Annotated in this window: 20 protein-coding genes and 1 riboswitch; of the genes, 16 read left to right on the top strand and 4 right to left on the bottom strand. The window is 66.6% G+C overall.

Annotated features, from left to right (window positions below):
- Positions 1 to 32: 32 nt before the first annotated feature.
- The 7 genes from AB4Y73_RS15940 to AB4Y73_RS15910 all read left to right on the top strand — a co-directional run bounded on the left by AB4Y73_RS15940 (position 33) and on the right by AB4Y73_RS15910 (position 5,592).
- Entirely contained in the window at positions 33 to 551 is a 519-nt protein-coding gene (locus tag AB4Y73_RS15940) for a MarR family winged helix-turn-helix transcriptional regulator (protein ID WP_441872867.1), read from the top strand.
- Between the two features lie 77 nt (positions 552 to 628).
- On the top strand, positions 629 to 1,447 hold the full coding sequence (locus AB4Y73_RS15935) for a methyltransferase domain-containing protein (protein WP_441872866.1): 819 nt from the start codon (positions 629 to 631) through the stop codon (positions 1,445 to 1,447).
- A 77-nt stretch (positions 1,448 to 1,524) separates the two neighbouring features.
- Entirely contained in the window at positions 1,525 to 1,824 is a 300-nt protein-coding gene (locus tag AB4Y73_RS15930) for a type II toxin-antitoxin system Phd/YefM family antitoxin (protein WP_441872865.1), read from the top strand.
- Entirely contained in the window at positions 1,821 to 2,213 is a 393-nt protein-coding gene (locus tag AB4Y73_RS15925; RefSeq protein ID WP_441872864.1) for a type II toxin-antitoxin system VapC family toxin, read from the top strand. Before AB4Y73_RS15930 ends, AB4Y73_RS15925 begins: the two co-directional genes overlap by 4 nt.
- Positions 2,214 to 2,233: 20 nt before the next feature.
- Positions 2,234 to 2,857: a LysE family transporter gene (locus AB4Y73_RS15920; RefSeq protein ID WP_441872863.1), complete on the top strand. Its 624-nt coding sequence runs from the start codon at positions 2,234 to 2,236 to the stop codon at positions 2,855 to 2,857.
- A 42-nt stretch (positions 2,858 to 2,899) separates the two neighbouring features.
- Positions 2,900 to 3,454, top strand: a complete 555-nt coding sequence (locus tag AB4Y73_RS15915) for a low molecular weight protein-tyrosine-phosphatase (RefSeq protein ID WP_441872891.1) — start codon at positions 2,900 to 2,902, stop codon at positions 3,452 to 3,454.
- Positions 3,451 to 5,592, top strand: a complete 2,142-nt coding sequence (locus tag AB4Y73_RS15910; protein WP_441872862.1) for a chorismate-binding protein — start codon at positions 3,451 to 3,453, stop codon at positions 5,590 to 5,592. Before AB4Y73_RS15915 ends, AB4Y73_RS15910 begins: the two co-directional genes overlap by 4 nt.
- A gap of 474 nt (positions 5,593 to 6,066) precedes the next feature.
- On the opposite strand, the gene cls is transcribed toward AB4Y73_RS15910, so the two are convergent.
- Positions 6,067 to 7,542, bottom strand: coding sequence for a cardiolipin synthase (cls, locus tag AB4Y73_RS15905; protein WP_441872861.1), 1,476 nt, complete (start codon positions 7,540 to 7,542; stop codon positions 6,067 to 6,069).
- Positions 7,543 to 7,635: 93 nt separating this feature from the next.
- Between cls and AB4Y73_RS15900 the strand changes: the two genes are divergently transcribed.
- The 5 genes from AB4Y73_RS15900 to AB4Y73_RS15880 all read left to right on the top strand — a co-directional run bounded on the left by AB4Y73_RS15900 (position 7,636) and on the right by AB4Y73_RS15880 (position 12,409).
- Positions 7,636 to 8,574, top strand: coding sequence for an aminodeoxychorismate lyase (locus tag AB4Y73_RS15900; protein WP_441872860.1), 939 nt, complete (start codon positions 7,636 to 7,638; stop codon positions 8,572 to 8,574).
- A gap of 5 nt (positions 8,575 to 8,579) precedes the next feature.
- The gene (locus AB4Y73_RS15895) at positions 8,580 to 9,062 is read left to right on the top strand and encodes an NUDIX domain-containing protein (protein WP_441872859.1); all 483 of its coding nucleotides are present in this window, start codon (positions 8,580 to 8,582) and stop codon (positions 9,060 to 9,062) included.
- Positions 9,063 to 9,072: 10 nt separating this feature from the next.
- Positions 9,073 to 9,537 carry a pyridoxamine 5'-phosphate oxidase family protein gene (locus tag AB4Y73_RS15890; protein ID WP_441872858.1) on the top strand — a complete coding sequence of 155 codons (465 nt, stop codon included), beginning with the start codon at positions 9,073 to 9,075 and terminating at the stop codon, positions 9,535 to 9,537.
- 63 nt (positions 9,538 to 9,600) lie between these two features.
- Positions 9,601 to 10,797, top strand: coding sequence for an acetyl-CoA C-acyltransferase (locus AB4Y73_RS15885; protein WP_441872857.1), 1,197 nt, complete (start codon positions 9,601 to 9,603; stop codon positions 10,795 to 10,797).
- Between the two features lie 43 nt (positions 10,798 to 10,840).
- Positions 10,841 to 12,409, top strand: coding sequence for a long-chain-fatty-acid--CoA ligase (locus tag AB4Y73_RS15880; protein ID WP_441872856.1), 1,569 nt, complete (start codon positions 10,841 to 10,843; stop codon positions 12,407 to 12,409).
- A 47-nt stretch (positions 12,410 to 12,456) separates the two neighbouring features.
- On the opposite strand, the gene opgC is transcribed toward AB4Y73_RS15880, so the two are convergent.
- A complete protein-coding gene (gene opgC, locus AB4Y73_RS15875) occupies positions 12,457 to 14,925 on the bottom strand; it encodes an OpgC domain-containing protein (RefSeq protein ID WP_441872855.1) in 2,469 nt (822 codons plus the stop codon).
- A 146-nt stretch (positions 14,926 to 15,071) separates the two neighbouring features.
- Positions 15,072 to 15,186, top strand: a riboswitch (SAM riboswitch).
- A 13-nt stretch (positions 15,187 to 15,199) separates the two neighbouring features.
- Here opgC and AB4Y73_RS15870 point away from each other — a divergent pair.
- From AB4Y73_RS15870 to AB4Y73_RS15860, 3 genes are read left to right on the top strand one after another with little or no spacing between them, the layout of a single operon-like run.
- On the top strand, positions 15,200 to 15,475 hold the full coding sequence (locus AB4Y73_RS15870; protein ID WP_441872854.1) for a DUF1737 domain-containing protein: 276 nt from the start codon (positions 15,200 to 15,202) through the stop codon (positions 15,473 to 15,475).
- Positions 15,472 to 15,891 (top strand): rhodanese-like domain-containing protein, encoded by a 420-nt coding sequence (locus tag AB4Y73_RS15865; protein WP_441872853.1) that lies wholly within the window; start codon positions 15,472 to 15,474, stop codon positions 15,889 to 15,891. Before AB4Y73_RS15870 ends, AB4Y73_RS15865 begins: the two co-directional genes overlap by 4 nt.
- Complete coding sequence (locus AB4Y73_RS15860) at positions 15,892 to 17,100, top strand: O-succinylhomoserine sulfhydrylase (protein WP_441872852.1); 1,209 nt, start codon at positions 15,892 to 15,894, stop codon at positions 17,098 to 17,100.
- 14 nt (positions 17,101 to 17,114) lie between these two features.
- Here the strand turns inward: AB4Y73_RS15860 and AB4Y73_RS15855 are convergent, their stop codons facing one another.
- Positions 17,115 to 18,017: a LysR family transcriptional regulator ArgP gene (locus tag AB4Y73_RS15855; protein ID WP_441872851.1), complete on the bottom strand. Its 903-nt coding sequence runs from the start codon at positions 18,015 to 18,017 to the stop codon at positions 17,115 to 17,117.
- A 69-nt stretch (positions 18,018 to 18,086) separates the two neighbouring features.
- On the opposite strand from AB4Y73_RS15855, the gene AB4Y73_RS15850 reads away from it, so the two are divergent.
- Positions 18,087 to 18,710, top strand: a complete 624-nt coding sequence (locus AB4Y73_RS15850) for a LysE/ArgO family amino acid transporter (RefSeq protein WP_441872850.1) — start codon at positions 18,087 to 18,089, stop codon at positions 18,708 to 18,710.
- Positions 18,711 to 18,722: 12 nt separating this feature from the next.
- Here AB4Y73_RS15850 and AB4Y73_RS15845 read toward each other — a convergent pair whose 3' ends face one another.
- Entirely contained in the window at positions 18,723 to 19,928 is a 1,206-nt protein-coding gene (locus AB4Y73_RS15845) for a glycosyl hydrolase (protein ID WP_441872849.1), read from the bottom strand.
- Between the last annotated feature and the right edge of the window lie 60 nt (positions 19,929 to 19,988).

Raw genomic sequence — 19,988 nt, 5'->3', positions numbered from 1 at the left:
AGGACCACACCCACTAGCGGAGGAGGCGGAACGTGACGGACGAACCGTTCCAGCGCCCGCCTGCCTCCGCCCCCCAGTCCCTCATCCGCCTGCTGCAGGACTTCACGCTTGAAGCCAACCGGTACGTCGACTCCGCCGGGGCGCAGAATGACATGCACCGCACCGACCTGAACGCCCTGGCCGTCATCATGCGCCGCACCGCCAAGGGTCTCGTCGTCACGCCCGGGGTCCTCCGAAAGGAACTGAACCTCAGCTCTCCGGCCACCACCGCCCTGATCGACCGGCTGGACAACTCCGGCCACGTGGTCCGCGAGCGGCATGCGTCGGACCGCCGGCAGGTCCAGCTCCGCATGACGCCAAAGGCCTTCCAGGACGGCGGGGCCATGTTTATGCCGCTGTCCCGCCACATGGGAAGTGCCATGGCAGCCTTCTCCCCCGAGGAACTTGAACTCGTCACCCGGTTCATGAGCGCCATGGTGGATGCCACCATCGCCGCCCGCCACGAAGCGTCCGGCGGGGGACCGGCCACCCCCGGCGATTCGGCCGTCTGACGCCCGCCTCCCCGCCCAAGTGGAACGCACGACGGCGGCTCCTCCCATTCAGGCCACCGCGGCGGTAGCGTTTGGTTATGAGTGCGCAGCAGCCAGACGACGATGTGTACACGCACGGCCACCACGAGTCCGTGGTCCGCGCCCACGCTTCCAGGACCGCGGAAAATTCCGCTGCCTTTGTCATCCCGCACCTCACCCCCGGGACATCCGTGCTCGACGTCGGCTGCGGGCCAGGAAGCATCACCTGCGATTTCGCCGCGCTGGTTTCCCCGGGAAAGGTGACCGGCCTGGACCGGTCGCCTGACATCATCGCCCAGGCCACGGCGCTGGCTGCTGAACGCGGTGTGACCAACGCGGAGTTCGTGGCCGGCAACATCTATGACCTCGACTTCGAGGACGAGACGTTCGACGTCGTCCACGCCCACCAGGTGCTGCAGCACCTGACCGATCCGGTGGAGGCACTGCGGGAGATGCGCCGGGTGGCAAAGCCCGGCGGCATTGTGGCCGTACGGGACGCGGACTTCCACGGCATGAGCTGGTACCCGTCCCTGCCGGAACTTGATGAGTGGATGGAGCTTTACCAGCAAATCGCCCGCCGCAACGGCGCGGAGCCCGACGCCGGACGCCGCCTGGTTTCCTGGGCCCAGTCCGCAGGCTTCACCGACGTGGCGCCCACCAGCAGCAACTGGCTCTACGCCACCGGGCAGCAGCGGCGGTGGCAGGCGCGGGTATGGGGCGAGCGGGTGCTGCATTCGGCCTTTGCGGACCAGGCACTGGAGTACGGCTTCGCCAACCCGGCGGACCTGGCCCGGATCTCCGCGGGATGGCACCGCTGGGGATCCACCGACGACGGCTGGTTCCTGATCCCGAACGGCGAGGTCATCGCGCGGGCGTAAGCCGTTGGCCTCCCGGGATTTCCACATAGCCGGCGCCGGGGCTTCATTCCTCGCGGCCCGGGCCATAGCTTCGAGCCATGAGCCACTACGGTGAGAACGAATACTGGACTGAGCCTTACACGGCTGAGGTTGACCAACTAGACTTGGTCAACATGGGCCAATACAACGTCCAAGACGCAAAAACACGGCTTTCCGAACTACTGAACCTGGTTGAACGTGGCGAGGATGTGGTCATCGCAAAGGCCGGCCGGCCGGTTGCCCGGCTGGTGAAGATCGAGCGCCCGCACAAACGCGAACTTGGATTCCTGGGCCCGCTCCACATTCCCGACGCGTTCTACGAACCGTGGACGGATGAGGAAATGGGGGCTGCCGAGTGATCCAGTTGCTGCTGGACACCCATGTTTTCCTGTGGTCTATTTCAGAGCCGAAACGCCTCTCCAGCAAGGCCAGAAACGCCATCTCCAAACTGGAGAACCAGGTGTATGTCTCCCCCGTGACGGCCTACGAGTTGTCCTACAAACACCGTCAGGGCAAGTTGCCATCGGGCGCTGCAATCGTGACCAGTTTTGCCCGGCAGGTAGCCCACCTTTACGCATCAGAGCTCCCCATCTCCGCACCCCACACGCTGGCGGCCGGTCAGCTGGACTGGGAGCACAAGGACCCTTTCGACCGGATCCTCGCGGCCCAGGCCATGGTTGAGGGGTTCACACTGGTGACAGCCGATGAAGATCTCCAGGCCTTTGATCCCGTGCCCACCCTGTGGTGAACCGGCCCTAAACTTGGGAGGTGCAATTCTCACTTTGGCTCGCGCTCGCGGGCGCAGGCGTCCTGGTCAGCTTCACTCCGGGAGCCGGCGCCATCAACACGATGAGCAACTCCCTGACTTCAGGGTTCCGCCGCTCCATCTGGGGGATCCTTGGCCAGCAGGCAGCCCTGGTGATCCACGTGCTGATCGTGGCGCTCGGCGTCGGCGTCCTGGTGGCCAGCTCACCCGTGGCCTTCAACGTGATCCGGTACGCCGGCGCCGCTTACCTCGTGTACCTGGGCATCCGCCAGTTCCTGAGCAAACCGGACCTCGATCAGGAACAGGCGGCCGTACTCCGTAACGAGCCAGCCTGGTCCATGTTCCGCCGCGGCCTCTGGGTCAACCTCCTCAACCCCAAGGCCATCGTCTTCTTCCTCGCCTTCATGCCGCAGTTCATCCGCCCCGAACAGCCGCTCCTGCCGCAGTACGCGGTACTCACCAGCACCGTTGTGGCGATCGACATCCTGGTCATGTGGTTCTTCTTTGCGCTGGCCGCGAAGTCCTTCCAGCGCTTCACCCACAATGCCCACGGACAGAAGGTCCTGAGCCGGATTTTCGGGGTCCTGTTTGTCGCCGTCGGAGTTCTCCTTGCAGCGATCCACTAGGAAATTAGCCAAAAACCTCCAATAACACGCATGCTTAGCATTATGAACTCATCGTCGAGCCCCTACCGGATCATTGCCGTGTGCACCGGAAATATCTGCCGGTCGCCGATGGCCGAAATCATGCTGGCTGCGGCGTTCGGGGCGGAGGGCCTTGGCGCTGAGGTGAGCGTGGACTCGGCGGGAACCACGGGCTACGAGGTGGGACGGCCCATTGACCCACGGGCGGCCCGCCGGCTGGCGATCACCAAGCTCAGCTCGCAGCACCATGTTGCCCGCGAATGGCAGGCGCGCTGGTTCAGCGAGCGCGACCTGATTCTGGCCCTGGACGTTGACCACTATGCGTGGCTGCGCGAGGCAGCGCCGGACCAGGGGTCCATGGACAAAGTCCGGATGCTGCGCAGCTTCGACCCCGCAGTTTCCGGCCATGATCTGCTGGACCAAGGCATCGAAGATCCCTGGTACGGCGACCACGGGGACTTCGACGCCGCCTGGCACCAGATCCATGGCGCCCTGCCAGGCATTGTTGAGCACGTCCGCGCTGCGCTCCGCCGCGGAACCCAGCAGCAGAGACAGCAGCAGGTACGCTCTACTTCATGACCCCCGCACCTGTGATCATCGCCATTGACGGGCGATCCGGCGCAGGCAAGACCACTCTGGCAATCGAAGTGGCGGCCCGGCTGCGGAACCATCACAAGGTCTCCCTGTTCCATCTTGAGGACATTTATCCGGGCTGGAACGGGCTCGCCGCGGGGATCGAGCGCTACGTTTCCACCGTCCTGGGTCCACTCAGCAGCGGCGAACCGGCCACCTGGACCAGCTGGGACTGGGCAAACCACTACGACGGCGACACGCGCGTCACCCTTCCCTCGGAGATCGTGATCATCGAGGGGGTGGGGGCCGCCGCCCTGCAAGCCCGGCCGCTGCTGAGTGCCGTCATCTGGGCCGACTCCCCCGACGACGTCCGCCGGAAACGGGCCCTGGACCGCGATGGCGGCACGTACGAGCCGTACTGGGAACAGTGGGCGGCGCAGGAAGATGAATGGCTGGCCAAGGACGACGTCCCCGCGCACGCCGATGTCCGCGTGCTCAACCATGCAGACGGGTCGGCCCCGGCGGACGTCCTGCAAGCCCTCTCCTACCTGCCCGTGCTTGGACCGGTCATGGTTCCGGAACTTGCGGGCCGCCGCGGCCTCCGGCTCCGGGCGGAGCGCCTGGCCGGCCGGCCGGACACCGCAGCCCTCTTCGCGTCCCTGTATGGCACTTCCGTACGCGCTGCGTGGCTGGATTCCTCCAACGCGCCCGCCGCTCCCCCGTCAGAGCAGTCACCCGCCACCGAACGCAGCCGCTTCAGCATCCTCGCTGACGACGCCGGAACGTTCGGCCAGTCGGTCACGCACCGCTCCGGCGAAACCGTGGTCACTGCCGGATCAGCAACAGTACGCGTGCCAGGCCCGTTCTTCCGCTGGCTGGATGCTGTCTGGGGTCGCCGGGCGGTCCGCGGCCCCGACGACTATCCCGGGGACTTCACCCTGGGCTGGCTGGGCTGCCTGGGGTATGAGCTCAAGCGCGAAACCGGCGGCTCGGACGTAGTGTCGCCGACCCCCGATGCGGCACTGATTTTCGCGGGCCGGGCCGTGGTGGTGGACCATGCTGAGGGAACGGTCTGGCTGCTTGCATTGGAGGCGCCCGACGCGGACAGCTGGCAGGCCGCCGCCCGGAGCGCCGTCAACGCAGCCGCCGCCACCGCAACCGCAGCTACCCAGGCCGGCGGCAGCAACGGCATCGTGGTTCCCGGCGCGCCAGCGTTCAGCAGCCGCGACACTGAGGTGTCCTACAAACGGAAAATCGCCGCCGCCCAGCACGAAATCCATGAGGGGAACTCGTACGAAGTCTGCCTCACCACGACCCTCACGGCCCGGCTGCCGGCCACCGCGGCGGCCCCCTGGCCCACCTACCTTGCCCTGCGGCTAAGGAACCCGGCACCCTTCGCCAGCTATCTGCGGTTTGGCGGCCTGACCGTCGCAAGCACCTCGCCCGAACGCTTCCTGCGCATCACGTCCGACGGCGGCATGCGCGCCGAGCCCATCAAGGGCACCCGCCGCCGGGGTGCTGATCCGGAGCAGGACAGGGCACTGCGGAACGATCTCGCAGCGTCGCTCAAGGACCGCGCGGAGAACATCATGATCGTGGACCTGCTCCGGAATGACCTCAGCCACTTCGCAGAGCCAGGATCCGTGACGGTCAGCAGGCTGTGCGAGATCGAAAGCTACGCCACGGTGCACCAGATGGTGAGCACCATCGACGCTCAGCTGATGCCCGGTTCACCGCGGGCGGAGGCCGTGGCTGCCTGCTTTCCTGCCGGCTCCATGACCGGCGCCCCCAAGATCAGCACCATGGCCATCCTGGACCGGTTGGAGGACGGTCCGCGCGGCCTGTATTCGGGCGCGATCGGCTACTTTTCGCTGAACGGAGCCACGGATTTGGCCGTGGCCATCCGGACGCTGGTCACCTACACGGGAGACGGCGCAGGTACCGAAGACGGCGAGGCCGTGGACGGCACTAGCGCGGAAGGCACCGGCGGGCATGGCAGCGAAGAGGCACTGACGGTGGAACTGACCCTCGGCGTCGGCGGTGCCATCACTGCCGACTCTGTGCCGGATGAGGAGTACGACGAGATCCGGGTGAAGGCGCACGGTGTGCTTTCCGCTCTGGGCGCGGAGTTCCCCGGCGGCTGACGCGTGCCGGCCGGGGTTTTTTCTCGCCGTAGGTGACCAGGGCGCCGATCAGCGCAATGGCCAACACGGTTGCCAGGATTGCCAGGACTGGATTGACCCATTCTGGAACCGTGTCATACACGGGGTTACATCTGTTTTGCAGCGGGAAGTAAAAAGTCCCGTCGTGCGGATGCCGAAGCCGGTAGTTGAAGTCCAGCGGCTGGCCGGCAGCCTCGCATGTCCGGTCGAGGTCGCGGCTAAAGCCGGAGACCTGGACGAGGGTGAAGCCGGCCAGCAAGGTGAAGGACACCGCCGACGCGCGAGACCAGAAGCGCGCTACTTTCGACTGTGGCATAACCGTCAGCTCCCTCGGGCGCTGCCCTTAGACAGGCCGGGACACATTGGTCCGGATGCATGAACCAATGCTTTCAGGTTAGCCGCCCTTCCCGCGCGGCTCCAGAGCGGACCGGCGCAATTTTTGGGCAAGATGCGGCGCTACTGGACGGTGGCCGTCAGCCGCGCCACGTTATCGATGTAGCGGGCAGCGAGGGGACGCTGGCGCCAGTCCTCGAGCTTGAGCTCCTTCGAAATGTCCCGGTAGGTGCTTTCCACCGCACGCATGCTCTCCACGATGTCCGCCCCCAGCAGCATCACCGAGACTTCCAGGTTCAAAGAGAAGGACCGCATGTCCATGTTGCTGGAGCCCAGGACAGCCACTTCGTTGTCGATGGTGAAGTGCTTGGCGTGCAGCACGTAGGGCGCCTTGTAGAGGTAGATCCGCACGCCCGCTTCCAGCAGCGCTTCGTAGTAGGACTGCTGCGCGTTGTGGACCAGGAATTGGTCCCCCTTTTCCGAGACGAAAAGTTCGACGTCGACGCCCCGCTGCGCCGCCGTCGTCACCGCGTAGAGCAGCGAATCATCCGGGACGAAATACGGGCTGCAGATGGAGATCTTGTGCTGGGCGGAGTAGATGAGGGTGTTGAAGAGGCGCAGGTTGTTCTCGGTGATGAACCCGGGGCCGCTGGGCACGACCTGGGCAGTGACGCCGCCGGACACCATCTCGGGCTCGTGCGCCAGCTGATGCTCCAGGGATTCGTCCGTCTCGCTGAGCCAGTCGGTCGCGAAGACCACGTTGAGGGTGGTGACGATCGGCCCGCGCAGGCACGCCATCAGCTCCACCCATTCGCGGCCCACCTTGCGGTGCCTGGGGTTATTGTAGGAGGGCTCGATCAGGTTCTGGGAGCCCGTGAAAGCGACTTCGCCATCGATCACCATGATCTTGCGGTGATTGCGGAGGTCCGGACGGCGCCACTGGCCGTGGACCGGATTCAGCGGGAGCATGGGACGCCACTGGATCTTGCCGGCCTTCAGGCGCGCGATGAGCTTGCGGTATCCCTTGATCCGCAGGGTGCCCAGGTGGTCGAACAGCACCCGGACCTCGACGCCGCGCTCGGCTGCCTCCTCCAAGGCGGTGAACAGGTCGTCAGTGATGTGGTCTGTGCTCATGATGTAGAACTCGGCGTTGACGAACTCCTTCGCCTCGCGCACGGCAGCGGCCATGGCCTTGATGGAGTCCGGGTACCCGGGGAGCAGCTCCACGCTGTTGCCGTCCACCATGGGCAGCGAACCGAGGGTCTTGTTCAGCTCCGCCGCCGAGGCCACCCACTCGGGCCCGGCATAACGGCTCTCGACGGCGGCCAACTGGGACGTTCCGGCGCGGACCCGTTTGTTCACGGCATCCTGCTGGGCCCGGCGCTTGCGGGAGAGTTTGAAGTTGCCGAACAGCAGGAAGAGGATCAGGCCCAGGAACGGGACGAAGAAGATCCCCAGCAGCCAGGCCATGGCGGTGGTGGGGCGCCTGTTGCCCGGAATAATGCCCAGGGCCAGGACCCTGATGACCAGATCGCCAATGCTCAGAAGCACCACAACCCACGTCGGCGCAGTACCGGCAAGCGAAATCGGCCACAACAATGAAAGTACCCCCGCGGTGTGCGCACCGGCGGACGGATTCCGGCCGGGCAATGACCACAGCTTAGCCGCGCTCGGCCCGACTAAGCTGGAGCCATGACCTCTCCTGCGCCCGTGGTGCTCGTTTTCCTTGACCCCGCCTATCCGGAAGGCCGCCTGGCCGACGCCTCGCAGCCCCAGCTGATGGCCACGGACCAGGGAGCCACGCGCGGTGACGGGGTGTTCGAATCCATGCTCGCCGTGGGCGGGAACGTCCGGAAACTGCAGGCCCACCTGGACCGGCTGGGCGGGTCAGCCGAAACCCTCGACCTGGTGATCCCGGCGCAGGAGCAGTGGCGGGCGGCCATCGCCACCGGCGTAGCGGAACACCGCTCCCAGCACCCGGCACCCTCTGCGGCCGAGGACGAGTTGGTGGTGAAACTGGTGGCCACCCGCGGGCCGGAAGGCGCAGGCTCTCCCACGTGCTGGGTGCAGGTATCCCCCGTGGGTGCGCTCGGACGCCGCCAGCGCGAGGCCGGCATCGACGTCATCCTCCTGGACCGCGGCTACGACAGCGACGTTGCCGAGCGTGCGCCCTGGCTGCTGCTCGGCGCCAAGACCCTGTCCTACGCGGTAAACATGGCCGCCCTGCGGCACGCGCACAAACAGGGCGCCGACGACGTCATCTTCCTCTCCGCCGACGGACGGGTCCTGGAGGGGCCCACGTCCACGGTCCTGCTTGCGCATGTGGAAACAGCCGACGATGGCGCGGGCGCGCGCACCGTCCGCCGGCTCATCACGCCTCAGTTGGACAGCGGAATACTCCCCGGCACGTCCCAGGGTGCGCTGTTCGCCGCTGCGAAGGCGGCAGGCTGGGAACTGGGCTACGGTCCGCTGGAGCCGCAGGACCTTCTGGACGCTGACGCCGTGTGGCTGATTTCCAGCATCCGGCTGCTGGCGCCCGTGAACCACATTGACGGCAAGGAAATCGGCACACCGGCCCTCCAGAAGCAGTTGACGGCCGAACTCAACGCACTCTACGCGGGAATCCAGTAAGCAACGTGACGGTGCGCAGCGCGGGGATCCTGCTTTACCGGCACGGCGCGGCGGGAGTCCTGGAAGTCTGGCTCGGGCACATGGGCGGACCGTTCTGGGCCGGCAAGAAGGCCCACTCGTGGTCCATCCCCAAGGGCGAGTACCAGGCTGACGAGGACCCCCTGGCGGCAGCCCGGCGCGAATTCACTGAGGAGATCGGCAGCCCGCCGCCTGCCGCTGATTACGCCCTGCTCGGCGAATTCCGCCAGCCGTCCGGGAAGCGCATCACGGTGTTCACCGCGGCGGCTGACTTCCAGCCGGGGGAGGTTGTCAGTAACACGTTCCCCCTGGAGTGGCCCAAGGGGTCCGGGACCATCCAGGACTTCCCTGAGATCGACGACGCCCGGTGGGTCACCGAGGCCGATGCGCGCAGCAAGCTCGTCAAAGGCCAACTGCCCATCCTTGATGCCCTCGTCCAAGGCCTGTTGGAACGGCAGGATCATCCGTAAGGTTTGGTCCATGAACTCGCACACGGATCCGATCATCAAATTGACCTTTGACGAATGCTGGGAACTACTGGCTAACGACATCGTGGGGCGACTGGCCCTTGTGGTGGACGGCCATCCAGAGATCTTCCCGATCAACTACATCCTGCAGCGCAGGAGCGTCGTGTTCCGCAGCGCTGGCGGCACCAAGCTGTGGGGCGCGGAATCGGCGCGGCCCGCAGCAATTGAGATCGATGGGTACGATCCGCACACGGAGGAAGCCTGGAGCGTTGTGGTGCGCGGAGACACGGAACTGATCGAAGACCAGGCTGAAAAGGACAACGTGGACGCTCTTCACCTGGAACCGTGGCAGCCCGGGGAAAAGGTCTACTACATCCGGCTGACCCCGCGGGCGCTCACCGGGCGCCGGTTCCGGGTCAACAAACCGGACGTCTGGAACACCAGGACCTCGGACCGCCGCCGCGCCTCCTTCGAATAGCCGCGAGCCGTTGGACCGGCCTCGTCACTTGAACACCCTTCGACTAGCCGTAAGGCACAGACCATGAGCAACGATGCCCGCACCCCCGTCATCTTGGGCGGCGCCCGCACCCCGTTCGGCAAGTTCCGCGGGGGGCTGTCGGGCCTGTCCTCAAGCGAACTCGGCGCCCACGCCATCCGCAACGCCCTGGCGCGGACCGGAGTGGCGCCGGAGCAGATCCAGGCCGTGATCGTGGGCCAGGTCATCCAGGCCGGCGCCGGCCAGGGACCCGCACGGCAGGCCAGCCTGGCCGCCGGGATCGGCTGGGACGTGCCCACGGTGACCATCAACAAACTGTGCCTGTCCGGGCTGACCGCCGTGATCGACGCCGCCCGGATGATCCGTGCGGGCGAGGCCGACTTCATTGTGGCCGCGGGCCAGGAATCGATGACGAACGCTCCGCACCTGCTGCCCAGGCTCCGCGGCGGTGTTGCGATAGGCGACGCGGCGCTGCTGGATTCATTGAATTTCGACGGCCTGCAGGACCCCCGTTCCGGTGAACTGATGGGTTCGGCCACCGACGCCGGGAACGCCCGCCTTGGCATCAGCCGGGAGGACCAGGACGCCGTCGCCGCCCGTTCCCACCAGCGGGCGGAAGCCGCCCGGGCGGCCGGTATCCTGGCCGCGGAGATCGCTCCGGTGGAGGTGCCGCAGCGCCGCGGCCCCGCCGTCGTGATTGATGCTGACGAGGGGATCCGGGCAGGTACGACGCCGGAGGCCCTCGCAGCGCTGAAGCCCGCCTTCTCCACGGCGGACTCAGCCACCATCACCGCAGGGTCTTCCTCGCCGCTCTCCGATGGTGCGGCCGCCCTGGTGGTGGCCAGCAAGGCAGCGGCGGAGGCTGCGGGGCTTAGCTGGATCGCGGAGATCGGCAGCCACGGCCAGACCGCCGGGCCGGACGGTTCCCTGCACTCCCAGCCGTCACGAGCCATTGAGCGTGCCCTGAAACTTGAGGGCCTGGCCGTTGGGGACCTGGACCTTATCGAGATCAACGAAGCCTTCGCCTCGGTGGTGCTGCAGTCCGCCAAGGACCTGGGCATCGACGCCGAAAAGATCAACGCCGACGGCGGCGCCATCGCCTTGGGACATCCGGTGGGCGCGTCCGGGGCGCGCCTTGCGCTGCACCAGGCACTGGCACTGAAACGCCGCGGCGGGGGCACCGGCGTGGTGGCCCTGTGCGGCGGCGGTGGCCAGGGCGAGGCCCTGATCCTCAAAGCGTGACCCTTCCTCCCAACCAACCAACCCACCAGCCAGACAGGACACCATGGTCAGTTCAGCCCCCGCCGAACAGGGCTTCGGGACCCTCTCCGTTGCCGCCATCCTCGCTGAATCAGCCGCTCGTTTCCCCGCCTCCGTGGCCCTTGTGGTGGGTGAGGAGCGGGTGACGTACAGCGAACTCTGGGAACAGACACGAGCGTATGGCGGTGCGCTGCGGGACCGTGGCGTGGGGCATGCAAGCCGCGTAGCTCTGCTGATGCCCAATGTGGCTGATTTCGCCCGGGTCTACTACGCGGTCCTCGCGCTGGGCGGCGTAGTGGTGCCATTGCATGCGCTGCTGAAGGGCAGGGAGATCGAGTACATGCTGCGCGACAGTGGCGCGCAGTTGCTCATCTGCGCGGGCCCGCTCCTGGAGGAGGGTGCCAAGGGGGCCGCAGCCGCGAATGTCGACGTCGTCACGGTCCTGGTGCCCGAGGGGACCGAAGGTGCCGTCCGGCTGGAGGAGGAAGCGGCGGGAGCCGAGCCCATCAGCACCTGGCTGCCGCTGCGGCCGTCCGAGACGGCTACGATTCTGTACACATCGGGAACCACCGGCCAGCCCAAGGGCGCCTTGGGTAGCCACTTTGCCCTGGTGGAGCAGACCAATACGCTGCTGACCAGCACGTTCGACCTACGCCGCGGTGACGTCATCTTCGGCGGACTGCCGATGTTCCACACCTTCGGCCAGACATGCGTCCTCAATACGGGGCTCCGGGCGGGGGCCACCATCGTGATGCTGCCCAAATTCAGCGGAGAAGCAGCCCTGAATGCCCTGGCCCGCCACAACATCAACATCTTCTTCGGCGTGCCCACCATGTACATCGCCCTGCTCGAAGCCGCCCGCACCAACCCCGGCCGGTCCAACGCCCTGCGGTACTGCATCTCCGGCGGCGCGTCGCTGCCGGTGGCGGTGATGGATCGGTTCAAAACGGAGTTCGGCTCGGATATCTACGAAGGCTACGGACTGACCGAGACGTCCCCGGTGGCCACCTTCAACCACGTAGGGAAAGAGCCGCGGCCCGGAACGGTAGGCCAGGCCATTTGGGGTGTCCAGGTGGAGATCGCCCGCCCGGAGATCGCGGATGCCATCGAACTGCTGCCACAGGGCGAGTTGGGCGAGCTGGTGATCCGCGGGCACAACCTCTTCACGGGCTATCTGAACCGCCCCGAGGCCACCGCGGAGGCTATGGTGGACGGCTGGTTCCGCACCGGCGACCTGGGCACCAAGGACGGCGACGGATACCTCAGGATCCTGGACCGGAAAAAGGAGATGATCATCCGCAACGGGTACAACGTGTACCCGCGCGAAGTGGAGGAAGTCCTGAGCCGGCACGCAGCGGTCCTGAGTGTTGCCGTTTATGGCGTCCCGGACAAAACGCACGGGCAGGAGGTGGCGGCCGCCGTCGTCCTTAATCCGGGCAGCAGCGCCACCATTGATGAGTTGCGGGACTTTGCCGCGGCGGAACTGGCAGCCTACAAGTATCCGCGCATCATCACCCTGGTCACGGAATTCCCGACCGGTCCCAGCGGCAAGGTCCTCAAGCGGGAGCTCACCGCCCGTCACCAGGCCCCGTAAGCGGCGCGCCCGAAGGCGACAGCCGGCGAGGGTCAGGTCAGGTCCGGTCAGGTGGGGATGATCCCGAACAGGACGCGCTTTTTGACCATCAGCCACAGCAGGCCCAGAATCGCCGCGTAGGCGGCAGTGTTGATCATAATGTCACCCTGGCGCAGGACCGGGATGTTGGTGATCACGGCGATGAGTACCACGTGCAGGATGAAGACGTAGAGCGTGGCCTGGCCCAACGGGATCAGGAACCACCCCAGTGCCCGCTCCACGGGCTTCCAGTAGGCGGTGAGGAACGCGTAGGCGGCCACCACCAGGACCACAACGTTGAGCAGCCTGCCGGGATCAAGGTAGGTGCGGGCAAAGAAGGTGTCGTACATGACCCGGTAGGCAGCGTCCGGGATGATGGCCAGGCGCAGGTCGAAACCGTTGGCCAGGTAGGGGTTGCACCAGGACAGGAACGCGAAAACAAATGTCAGGACAGTAGACGCCACCACTACCCAGTGATGTGCCGACAGCCAGGCAACGATGCGGTGCCGGTGGAAGCCAACCACCAGGCCCAGGACAAAGAGCACCTGCCACACGAGCAGCGGGAAGGAGTCCTCGAACTGGGACGGCAGCAGCCTGAAGCGGGTGGCGGCGCCCACGGTGTAGAGGCCCAGCGTCGCGGCCAGCACCCACAGCGTCTTGCCACGGTTGAGCGCCAAGAGGATCAGCGGGCTGGCGAGGAGCAGCACCACGTAGAGGCCCATCACATTGAACTGCCAGGGCCCGAACTGCAGCAGGATGATGGCGGGCAGCACCTGGGCAGGGACCGGGAACTGCAGCAGGGTTTCCATCCCGGCGTACAGGTCGTAGGTACGGCCGACGGCGTTGTGGCCGCCCCCTCCGGTTCCCTGGTCCACGTACGTGGTCAGCGCATCGGTCTGGAAGAACGGCAGCAGCGAGAGCAGGAAGACTCCCACCAGGACGGCAAGGGCCGTCAGGTACAGCTTGCCAGCCCGGCGGGACGTCAGATCCACCACCTTGCCGAAATCGTCCTTGACCCTGGGGCCGTAGACCATTCCCACCACCAGGCCGGAGAACAGGACGAACAGTTCCGCGCCGGACACGAACCCGATGGCTTCCTGGGTGAGCAGTTGGAACAGCGATGTCATGCCCAGGTGGTTGACCACCACAAAAACAATCGCCAGTCCGCGGAGGAGGTCCACCCGGGTGTCCCGTTTGGACGGCAGCCCATAACCCCAGCCGGCCACGGCGCCGACGCGCCGCGGAAGTTGCCACAGAGCCACCAGGAGGATGAGCATGGCCGCGGCGACGCTCCGGGCGGCCGCCCCGGACAGGGAGTTGGCGCGGGTGGCCTGCTGGCCCCCGCTGACAGCCGTCACGGGCCCGGTGGTGAGGCCGGATTCAGCGAGCCTTTTGCGCGCTGCTCCGGCGATGCTGTCCTTGCCGGTCAGCCGCCAGTCGATGCTGATGACCCCGGTGTCACGCGTGCTGGTCCGCTCGTCCCAGACGACGGCGGCGATGCGGGCGAACTCAGTGGAGGTGGCAGCGTCCAGGGTCTGGTCCCACCAGGGCGCCTTAATGTCAGCTTCCGCGGCGCCGCCCGTGGCAGGGCTGTAGAAGGCTGCCGTTTGAAGGAGCATGGGCTTCTTGCGCCCGGCGGCGTAGGCAGCGTAGAAATCCTCATTGCCGGACCGGGTCAGCATCGCGGACAACTCGCCATCGGCGGGAACGGTATTGACGGCGGAGTTGCCGCCGCTGTCATCGTGGTAAGCCGTCAGCCCCACCCACTCCACCACGTCATCGCCGGGGTAGTACGGCGCGTAAGCTTCATCTGCACCGTTCCAGCTTCCGTCACCGTTGGTGTCCAGCAAGGCGAAACCCCCGGTCCCGGCGGCGGGGGCGTTCGGGTGGCGTTCGAACGGGTAGTCCCGCCCCAGGTAGGGCTGCCACACCATCACCGTGCCGGCGTCGTCCGCGGTTTTGAACGCCGCGGCAACGTTGCGGAATGCTGCTTTGTAGGCGGCCGGCTGCTGGCCCCACTCCACCCAGCTTGAGTTCATGTCCGGGGCGAAGCGGATCAGGATGGTGCCTTTGAAGTTGGCAGCCAGTTCCCCCACCTTGGCCGCGAAGGCTTTGGCGGCAGCCGGGTCCACCTGGTCCAGCGCGGCGGCGGGCCGCACGGTGAGCATGGCGTGGGAACCTTGGCCGCCGGCCTGGCCCAGGTACTCCCGGATGTCCTGTTCCTCGCCGGGCCGCACGGGGAGGGAGATCTCGTGCCCCAGCAGCGCCGGTGAGGCCCCCAGCCGCTCGGCAAAACCCTGGGCGGAGTCCTCGCCCCACTCCAGGACCGCCCCCAGCAGGGGCTTGCCCTCCGCCGGTTCAGGCTCGGCGGCGTGGACGGCACCCGCAGGTACCAGGCTGATCAGAAGGACGAGGGCCGCGAGGAGCGCCGCGAACAGCGGGCGGCGCCCGCGGACGTCCGACGGCGGCACGCGCCAAAGTGCGGTGGCTGTTGGCATGCTCGTGTGAACCTTCCCCCCCGGACGGTTATGTAATGGGGGGCCTGCCCCCGGTTGACTCTACCGGTCATGGAACCGCGGTTCGGTTACGGAACATGACGACGGCGGCGGTGCGGCGGGGCGGGCCGGGTGTTACGTTTTTGGGGAGTAATGAGAACCGGCGCCAAGCCCTGACTGGCCGGTCGGCAACCCTCCTATCGCGGCGGGGTGCCTCAGGTGAATACTCGGCATATCGACCCATTCGAGCTGCAAGCGTGAAAGAAGGAGATCCGTCGTGTCCGACGTCCCTGTTCCTGAAGAAAAACTTTCGTACCGGCTCATCACCGGCCCGGACGACCGCACGTTCTGTGAGCGGATTTCCACCGCCCTGGCCGAGGGTTATGTCCTGCACGGCAGCCCGGCTGCCACGTTCAACGGCAACGCCGTGATCGTTGCCCAGGCACTCATCCTGCCGGCTGCCATCGCCAGTGCGGATGCCGCCGTCGCCACCGCCGTGGAAGACCTCGAGGCGGGCGACGATCTCGAGTTCGACGGCGAGGGCCACGCATGAGCTACGCCGGAGACCTCACACCGCAGGAAGCGTGGACCAAGCTGGAGCAGGGCGCCATCCTGGTGGATGTCCGCACGGAAGGCGAATGGGCGCACATCGGCATCCCGGTCACCGAATCCGCGAACGAAAAGCACAACGATCCCCTGTTCCTTCCCTGGACGTTTGCCGGCGGCATTCCGAACCCGGACTTCATCGCCCGCCTCACCGAGCAGGCGCCGGAGGACAGCGGTACCGAACTGGTGTTCCTCTGCCGCTCAGGCCAGCGCTCCATCGCCGCCGCCACCGCCGCGACGCAAGCGGGGTTCACCTCGTACAACGTCCTGGAAGGCTTCGAAGGCGAGCCGGACCGGCACGGCGAGCGCAAGGTTAACGGTTGGAAGAACCGCGGCCTGCCCACCAACCTGGGAAGCAAGTAAGTGGCCTTCAACGACGACGCTTCCGGCTGGAGCCCCGACACCCAGGCGGTCCGCGGCGGGCTCGACCGCACGCAGTTCCAGGAAACCACCGAGCCGATCTTCCTGAACTCGGGCTTCGTTTACGAGTCCGCTGCCGCCGCCGAGCGGGCGTTCACCGGCGAGGACGAACGGTTTGTCTACTCCCGCTATGGCAACCCGACGGTGGCGACTTTCCAGGAACGCCTCCGCCTGCTCGAAGGCACCGAGGCATGCTTCGCCACGGCGTCGGGCATGTCAGCGGTGTTCACCGCCCTGGGTGCCCTGCTGGGTGCCGGTGACCGGGTGGTTGCCGCGCGCTCGCTGTTCGGCTCCTGCTTTGTGATCCTGAACGAAATCCTTCCCCGCTGGGGCGTGGAGACGGTATTTGTGGACGGCCCGGACCTGGGCCAGTGGCGCGAAGCCCTGTCAGAGCCCACCACAGCCGTGTTTTTCGAATCGCCGTCCAATCCGATGCAGGAAATCGTGGACATCGCCGCGGTCAGCGAACTGGCGCACGCCGCGGGAGCCACAGTGGTGGTGGACAACGTCTTTGCCACTCCCCTGCTGCAACGTTGCGGGCAGTTCGGCGCAGACGTGATTGTGTACTCGGGCACCAAACACATCGACGGCCAAGGCAGGGTCATGGGCGGGGCCATCCTGGGGACGGCGGAATTCATCAACGGGCCGGTCAAGCAGCTGATGCGCCACACCGGCCCGGCGCTGTCCTCGTTCAACGCGTGGGTCCTCACCAAAGGCCTTGAGACCATGGCCCTGCGCGTGAACCACTCGTCCGCATCGGCGCTGCGGCTGGCCGAATGGCTTGAGCAGCAACCGGCCGTCAGCTGGGTCAAGTATCCGCTGCTGAAATCGCACCCGCAGTATGAGCTGGCCGCCAAGCAGATGAAGGCCGGTGGCACCGTCCTCACCCTGGAACTTGCCGCGACCGGGGGGTGCTCCGGCAAAGAGGCTGCCTTTGCGCTGCTGGACGCGCTGCGGATCATCGACATCTCCAACAACCTCGGCGATGCGAAGTCCCTCATCACCCATCCGGCCACCACCACCCACCGCGCCATGGGGCCGGAAGGGCGCGCCGCCATCGGGCTCAGCGACGGCGTGGTGCGCCTGTCAGTTGGACTCGAGGACGTGGACGACCTCATCGGCGACCTCGAACAGGCGCTCAAGCAGGTCTAGTGGGAGGGCTGGCGTCAGGCTCCGGGCTGGCGGAGCTGCCTGGACGCCGCCGCCCGCACCGCGGCGGTGAGCTGGTTGAGCACCGGGGAGTCGATCTTCCAGCGCTGCCAATACAGGGACACGTCAACCGGGTCTTCTGCTGCCAGTTCCACGAGATCCCCGCTTCTGAGGTCGGCCAGGCATTCCTGCTCAGGCAGCAGTCCCCAGCCCAGCCCCAGCCGGATGGCCTGCGCGAATTCGGCCGACGACGGCACATAGTGCCGCGGCGCCGCCAAGTCAGTGCCGGTCAGCGAGCGGAAGAATCCGGTCTGCAGATCGTCCTTGCGGTCGAAATCCACTACCGGTGACTGACTGCCGGCCACCAGTTGGGGCCCACCCGGCCACCAGCGCCGCACGTAAGCCAGGCTGGCCACCGCACGGTACCGCAGCGAACCGAGGGGTTCCACGCTGCAGCCCGGGACCGGCTCCGGCGTTGCGGTCACGGCTGCCATCACCGCGCCGGTGCGCAATTGCCGGGTGGAATGCTGTTCGTCCTCCCGCCGGATTTCAAAACAAACGCCAAGGTCCGCCGGGAGACCCGCCAGCGCCGGCAGGAACCAGGTGGACAGCGAATCGGCATTCACCACCAGCGGGATGGGCGCGCTCGGCGCGCTTTGGCCGCCGCCCAACTCCTGGCGCGCATCCCACTCCAGCTGCCTGACCTGCAGAGCGAACCGCAGGACTGCCTCGCCGGCGGTGGTCGGCCGGACAGGGCTGGTGCGCTGCAGCAGGATCTGCCCGGCCGCATCCTCCATCGCTTTCAGCCGCTGGGAAATGGCCGACGGCGTGACGTACAGGCTGCGGGCGGCCGCTTCCAGGGTGCCCTCCTCCACCACTGCGGCGAAGGTCCGGAGCTGCTCCAGTTGAAACGCCTTCATTAGCTTTCCTTAATACTCGTAAGAATATTTAGCTGGAGTAATTGTAGGCTTCGCCTTAGCTTGGAACATATGGACTTCACAGGACTGCTGACCCCCGCTGCTCTGGGCTTCGGCACCGGACTTGCCCTCATCGTGGCCATCGGCAGCCAGAACGCCTTTGTCTTGCGGCAGGGTATCCGGGGTGAGTACGTGGCCGCTGTCGTCCTCGTCTGCAGCGTCTCGGATGCGATCCTCATCGCCGCCGGCATTGCAGGGGTGGGTGCCTTGCTGCAGGCGAATCCGGTGATCGTGAGCGTGGTCCGGTTCGCCGGAGCGGCGTTCCTGGTGGCCTACGGCGTCATGGCGGCACGCCGGGCCTTGCGCCCCGGTGCCCTGACCGCGTCCGGCCGGCAGCCCGCCGTCGGCCTCGGTGCCGCCCTCAGCACCGTACTGGCCCTGACCTGGCTCAACCCGCACGTCTACCTGGACACTGTCCTGCTGCTGGGATCCGTTGCCGACCAGCAAGCGCAGGACTTGCGGTGGTGGTTCGGCGCCGGTGCAATCGCAGCCAGTGTGGCCTGGTTCAGCGCGCTAGGATTCGGGGCCCGCGCCTTGCGGCCTTTCTTCGCGCGGCCCTCCTCCTGGCGAATTCTCGACGGCCTTGTTGCAGCCGTGATGCTGACGCTGGGGATACGGCTGGCCATCGGCGGCTGACCGTCGGGCGAACTACCGGCGGGCAGCCAACGCCGCAGCGAGGGAGGAAGCCGAGGCGGTGCTGCTGTCGATCCGCCAGTCGGTCTCCTTGTTGAAGTCGAACCAGACGAAGCCGGACACGTCCGCCTGCGTCCGCAGGTAGGAAACCAAGGCGGTGTTCCAGTCCGGTTTGCTGCCGCCGGCCTCGGTGCTGGCCGTTTCGGTAATGATGATGGGCTTGCCCGGAGCGATGGTCCGCAGCTGGGCCAGGTAGGGCCCGAATAACGTGGCCGGCAGCTGCCAGGAGCTCCACGCCTGAGTGGTCCCCCAGTTGTAAGCATCCAGGCCCACCGTATCCACGTAAGCATCGCCGGGATACAGGAGGGCCGGGTCTACGGATCCGCCGCCGTTGGGTGCCCAGACCCAGTTGACGTTGGCGGCCCCTGCGGCGCTCACCAGGCTGTGCACGTGACGCCAGGCGGAGACATAGTCCCCGGGCTGGTTCCCGTTGGCCGCCTCACACCACGGGTACCAGTTGCCGTTCATCTCATGGGCGAACCGGAGCATCAGCGGCTTGCCCCAGGCGGCAAGGGCGGCACCCCACTGGCTGATGTAGGGGTCGAAGTCCCCCGCGGCGATTCGGGCGAGCGTATAGGCCGGCTGGTTCACGCCGTTTCCTGCGATCCACGGCTCCCACGTGACGAGCGGTGCCGCGCCGCGGTTCGCCACGGAGTCCAGTTCCGCCACGGGCGGGGCCTGACTGAAATCCTTGTAGGACAACACGATGCCGGGGCTCTCCCCGACCAGTGTTGCGCCGGCGTCGAGTTCCGTTCCCGCCGATGCTCCCCCGGGGGTGGCGACGCCGAAGCGGAGGAACGCCGCACTGACGGGCGGGATGCCGGTAAGGACCGTGAGGGCGGTGGTCAGCGAGTTCTTACCGACAGTCACTGTCAGGACCATCTGGCCTCGAGACGCCGCACCGATGGTGGCCTGCGCGCTGAACGATCCGGACTTGGTGGTCTGGAAACTGACGGTCGCAGCGGCGCCGGTGATGGTGCCCGCGGACGACCGCGGAAATCCGGATCCGGAAACGGTGACCATGGTGCCGGCAGGCCCGGAAGCCGGGGTGAGGGTAACTGCGGGCGCAGGGGCTGCAGTGGCGGCTGTCGCGCTGAGCCCGGCGCTCACAGCGGCCAGCCCGATTCCGAGCATGGCGCTACGCCGCGTCAGGTATTCCATGTGTCCCCTCATGTTCCGTACGCAGGTAATTCCTTGCGTGCAGTGACGCACGCTCGGCCT

This window comes from Pseudarthrobacter sp. TAF60_1 (assembly GCF_052113505.1).
In the GTDB taxonomy this organism is placed as follows: Bacteria; Actinomycetota; Actinomycetes; order Actinomycetales; family Micrococcaceae; genus Arthrobacter.
This window is presented reverse-complemented; position numbering and strand designations above follow the sequence as displayed.

What these genes read in the sequence shown, in the direction of transcription:
- AB4Y73_RS15885 (WP_441872857.1), top strand. Translation starts at nt 9,601, where the DNA reads ATGAGCAACGATGCCCGCACCCCCGTCATCTTGGGCGGCGCCCGCACC.
- AB4Y73_RS15880 (WP_441872856.1), top strand. Translation starts at nt 10,841, where the DNA reads ATGGTCAGTTCAGCCCCCGCCGAACAGGGCTTCGGGACCCTCTCCGTT.
- AB4Y73_RS15930 (WP_441872865.1), top strand. Translation starts at nt 1,525, where the DNA reads ATGAGCCACTACGGTGAGAACGAATACTGGACTGAGCCTTACACGGCT.
- AB4Y73_RS15915 (WP_441872891.1), top strand. Translation starts at nt 2,900, where the DNA reads ATGAACTCATCGTCGAGCCCCTACCGGATCATTGCCGTGTGCACCGGA.
- AB4Y73_RS15850 (WP_441872850.1), top strand. Translation starts at nt 18,087, where the DNA reads ATGGACTTCACAGGACTGCTGACCCCCGCTGCTCTGGGCTTCGGCACC.
- opgC (WP_441872855.1), bottom strand. Translation starts at nt 14,925, where the DNA reads ATGCCAACAGCCACCGCACTTTGGCGCGTGCCGCCGTCGGACGTCCGC.
- AB4Y73_RS15935 (WP_441872866.1), top strand. Translation starts at nt 629, where the DNA reads ATGAGTGCGCAGCAGCCAGACGACGATGTGTACACGCACGGCCACCAC.
- AB4Y73_RS15910 (WP_441872862.1), top strand. Translation starts at nt 3,451, where the DNA reads ATGACCCCCGCACCTGTGATCATCGCCATTGACGGGCGATCCGGCGCA.
- AB4Y73_RS15855 (WP_441872851.1), bottom strand. Translation starts at nt 18,017, where the DNA reads ATGAAGGCGTTTCAACTGGAGCAGCTCCGGACCTTCGCCGCAGTGGTG.
- AB4Y73_RS15890 (WP_441872858.1), top strand. Translation starts at nt 9,073, where the DNA reads ATGAACTCGCACACGGATCCGATCATCAAATTGACCTTTGACGAATGC.
- AB4Y73_RS15900 (WP_441872860.1), top strand. Translation starts at nt 7,636, where the DNA reads ATGACCTCTCCTGCGCCCGTGGTGCTCGTTTTCCTTGACCCCGCCTAT.
- AB4Y73_RS15865 (WP_441872853.1), top strand. Translation starts at nt 15,472, where the DNA reads ATGAGCTACGCCGGAGACCTCACACCGCAGGAAGCGTGGACCAAGCTG.
- AB4Y73_RS15845 (WP_441872849.1), bottom strand. Translation starts at nt 19,928, where the DNA reads ATGGAATACCTGACGCGGCGTAGCGCCATGCTCGGAATCGGGCTGGCC.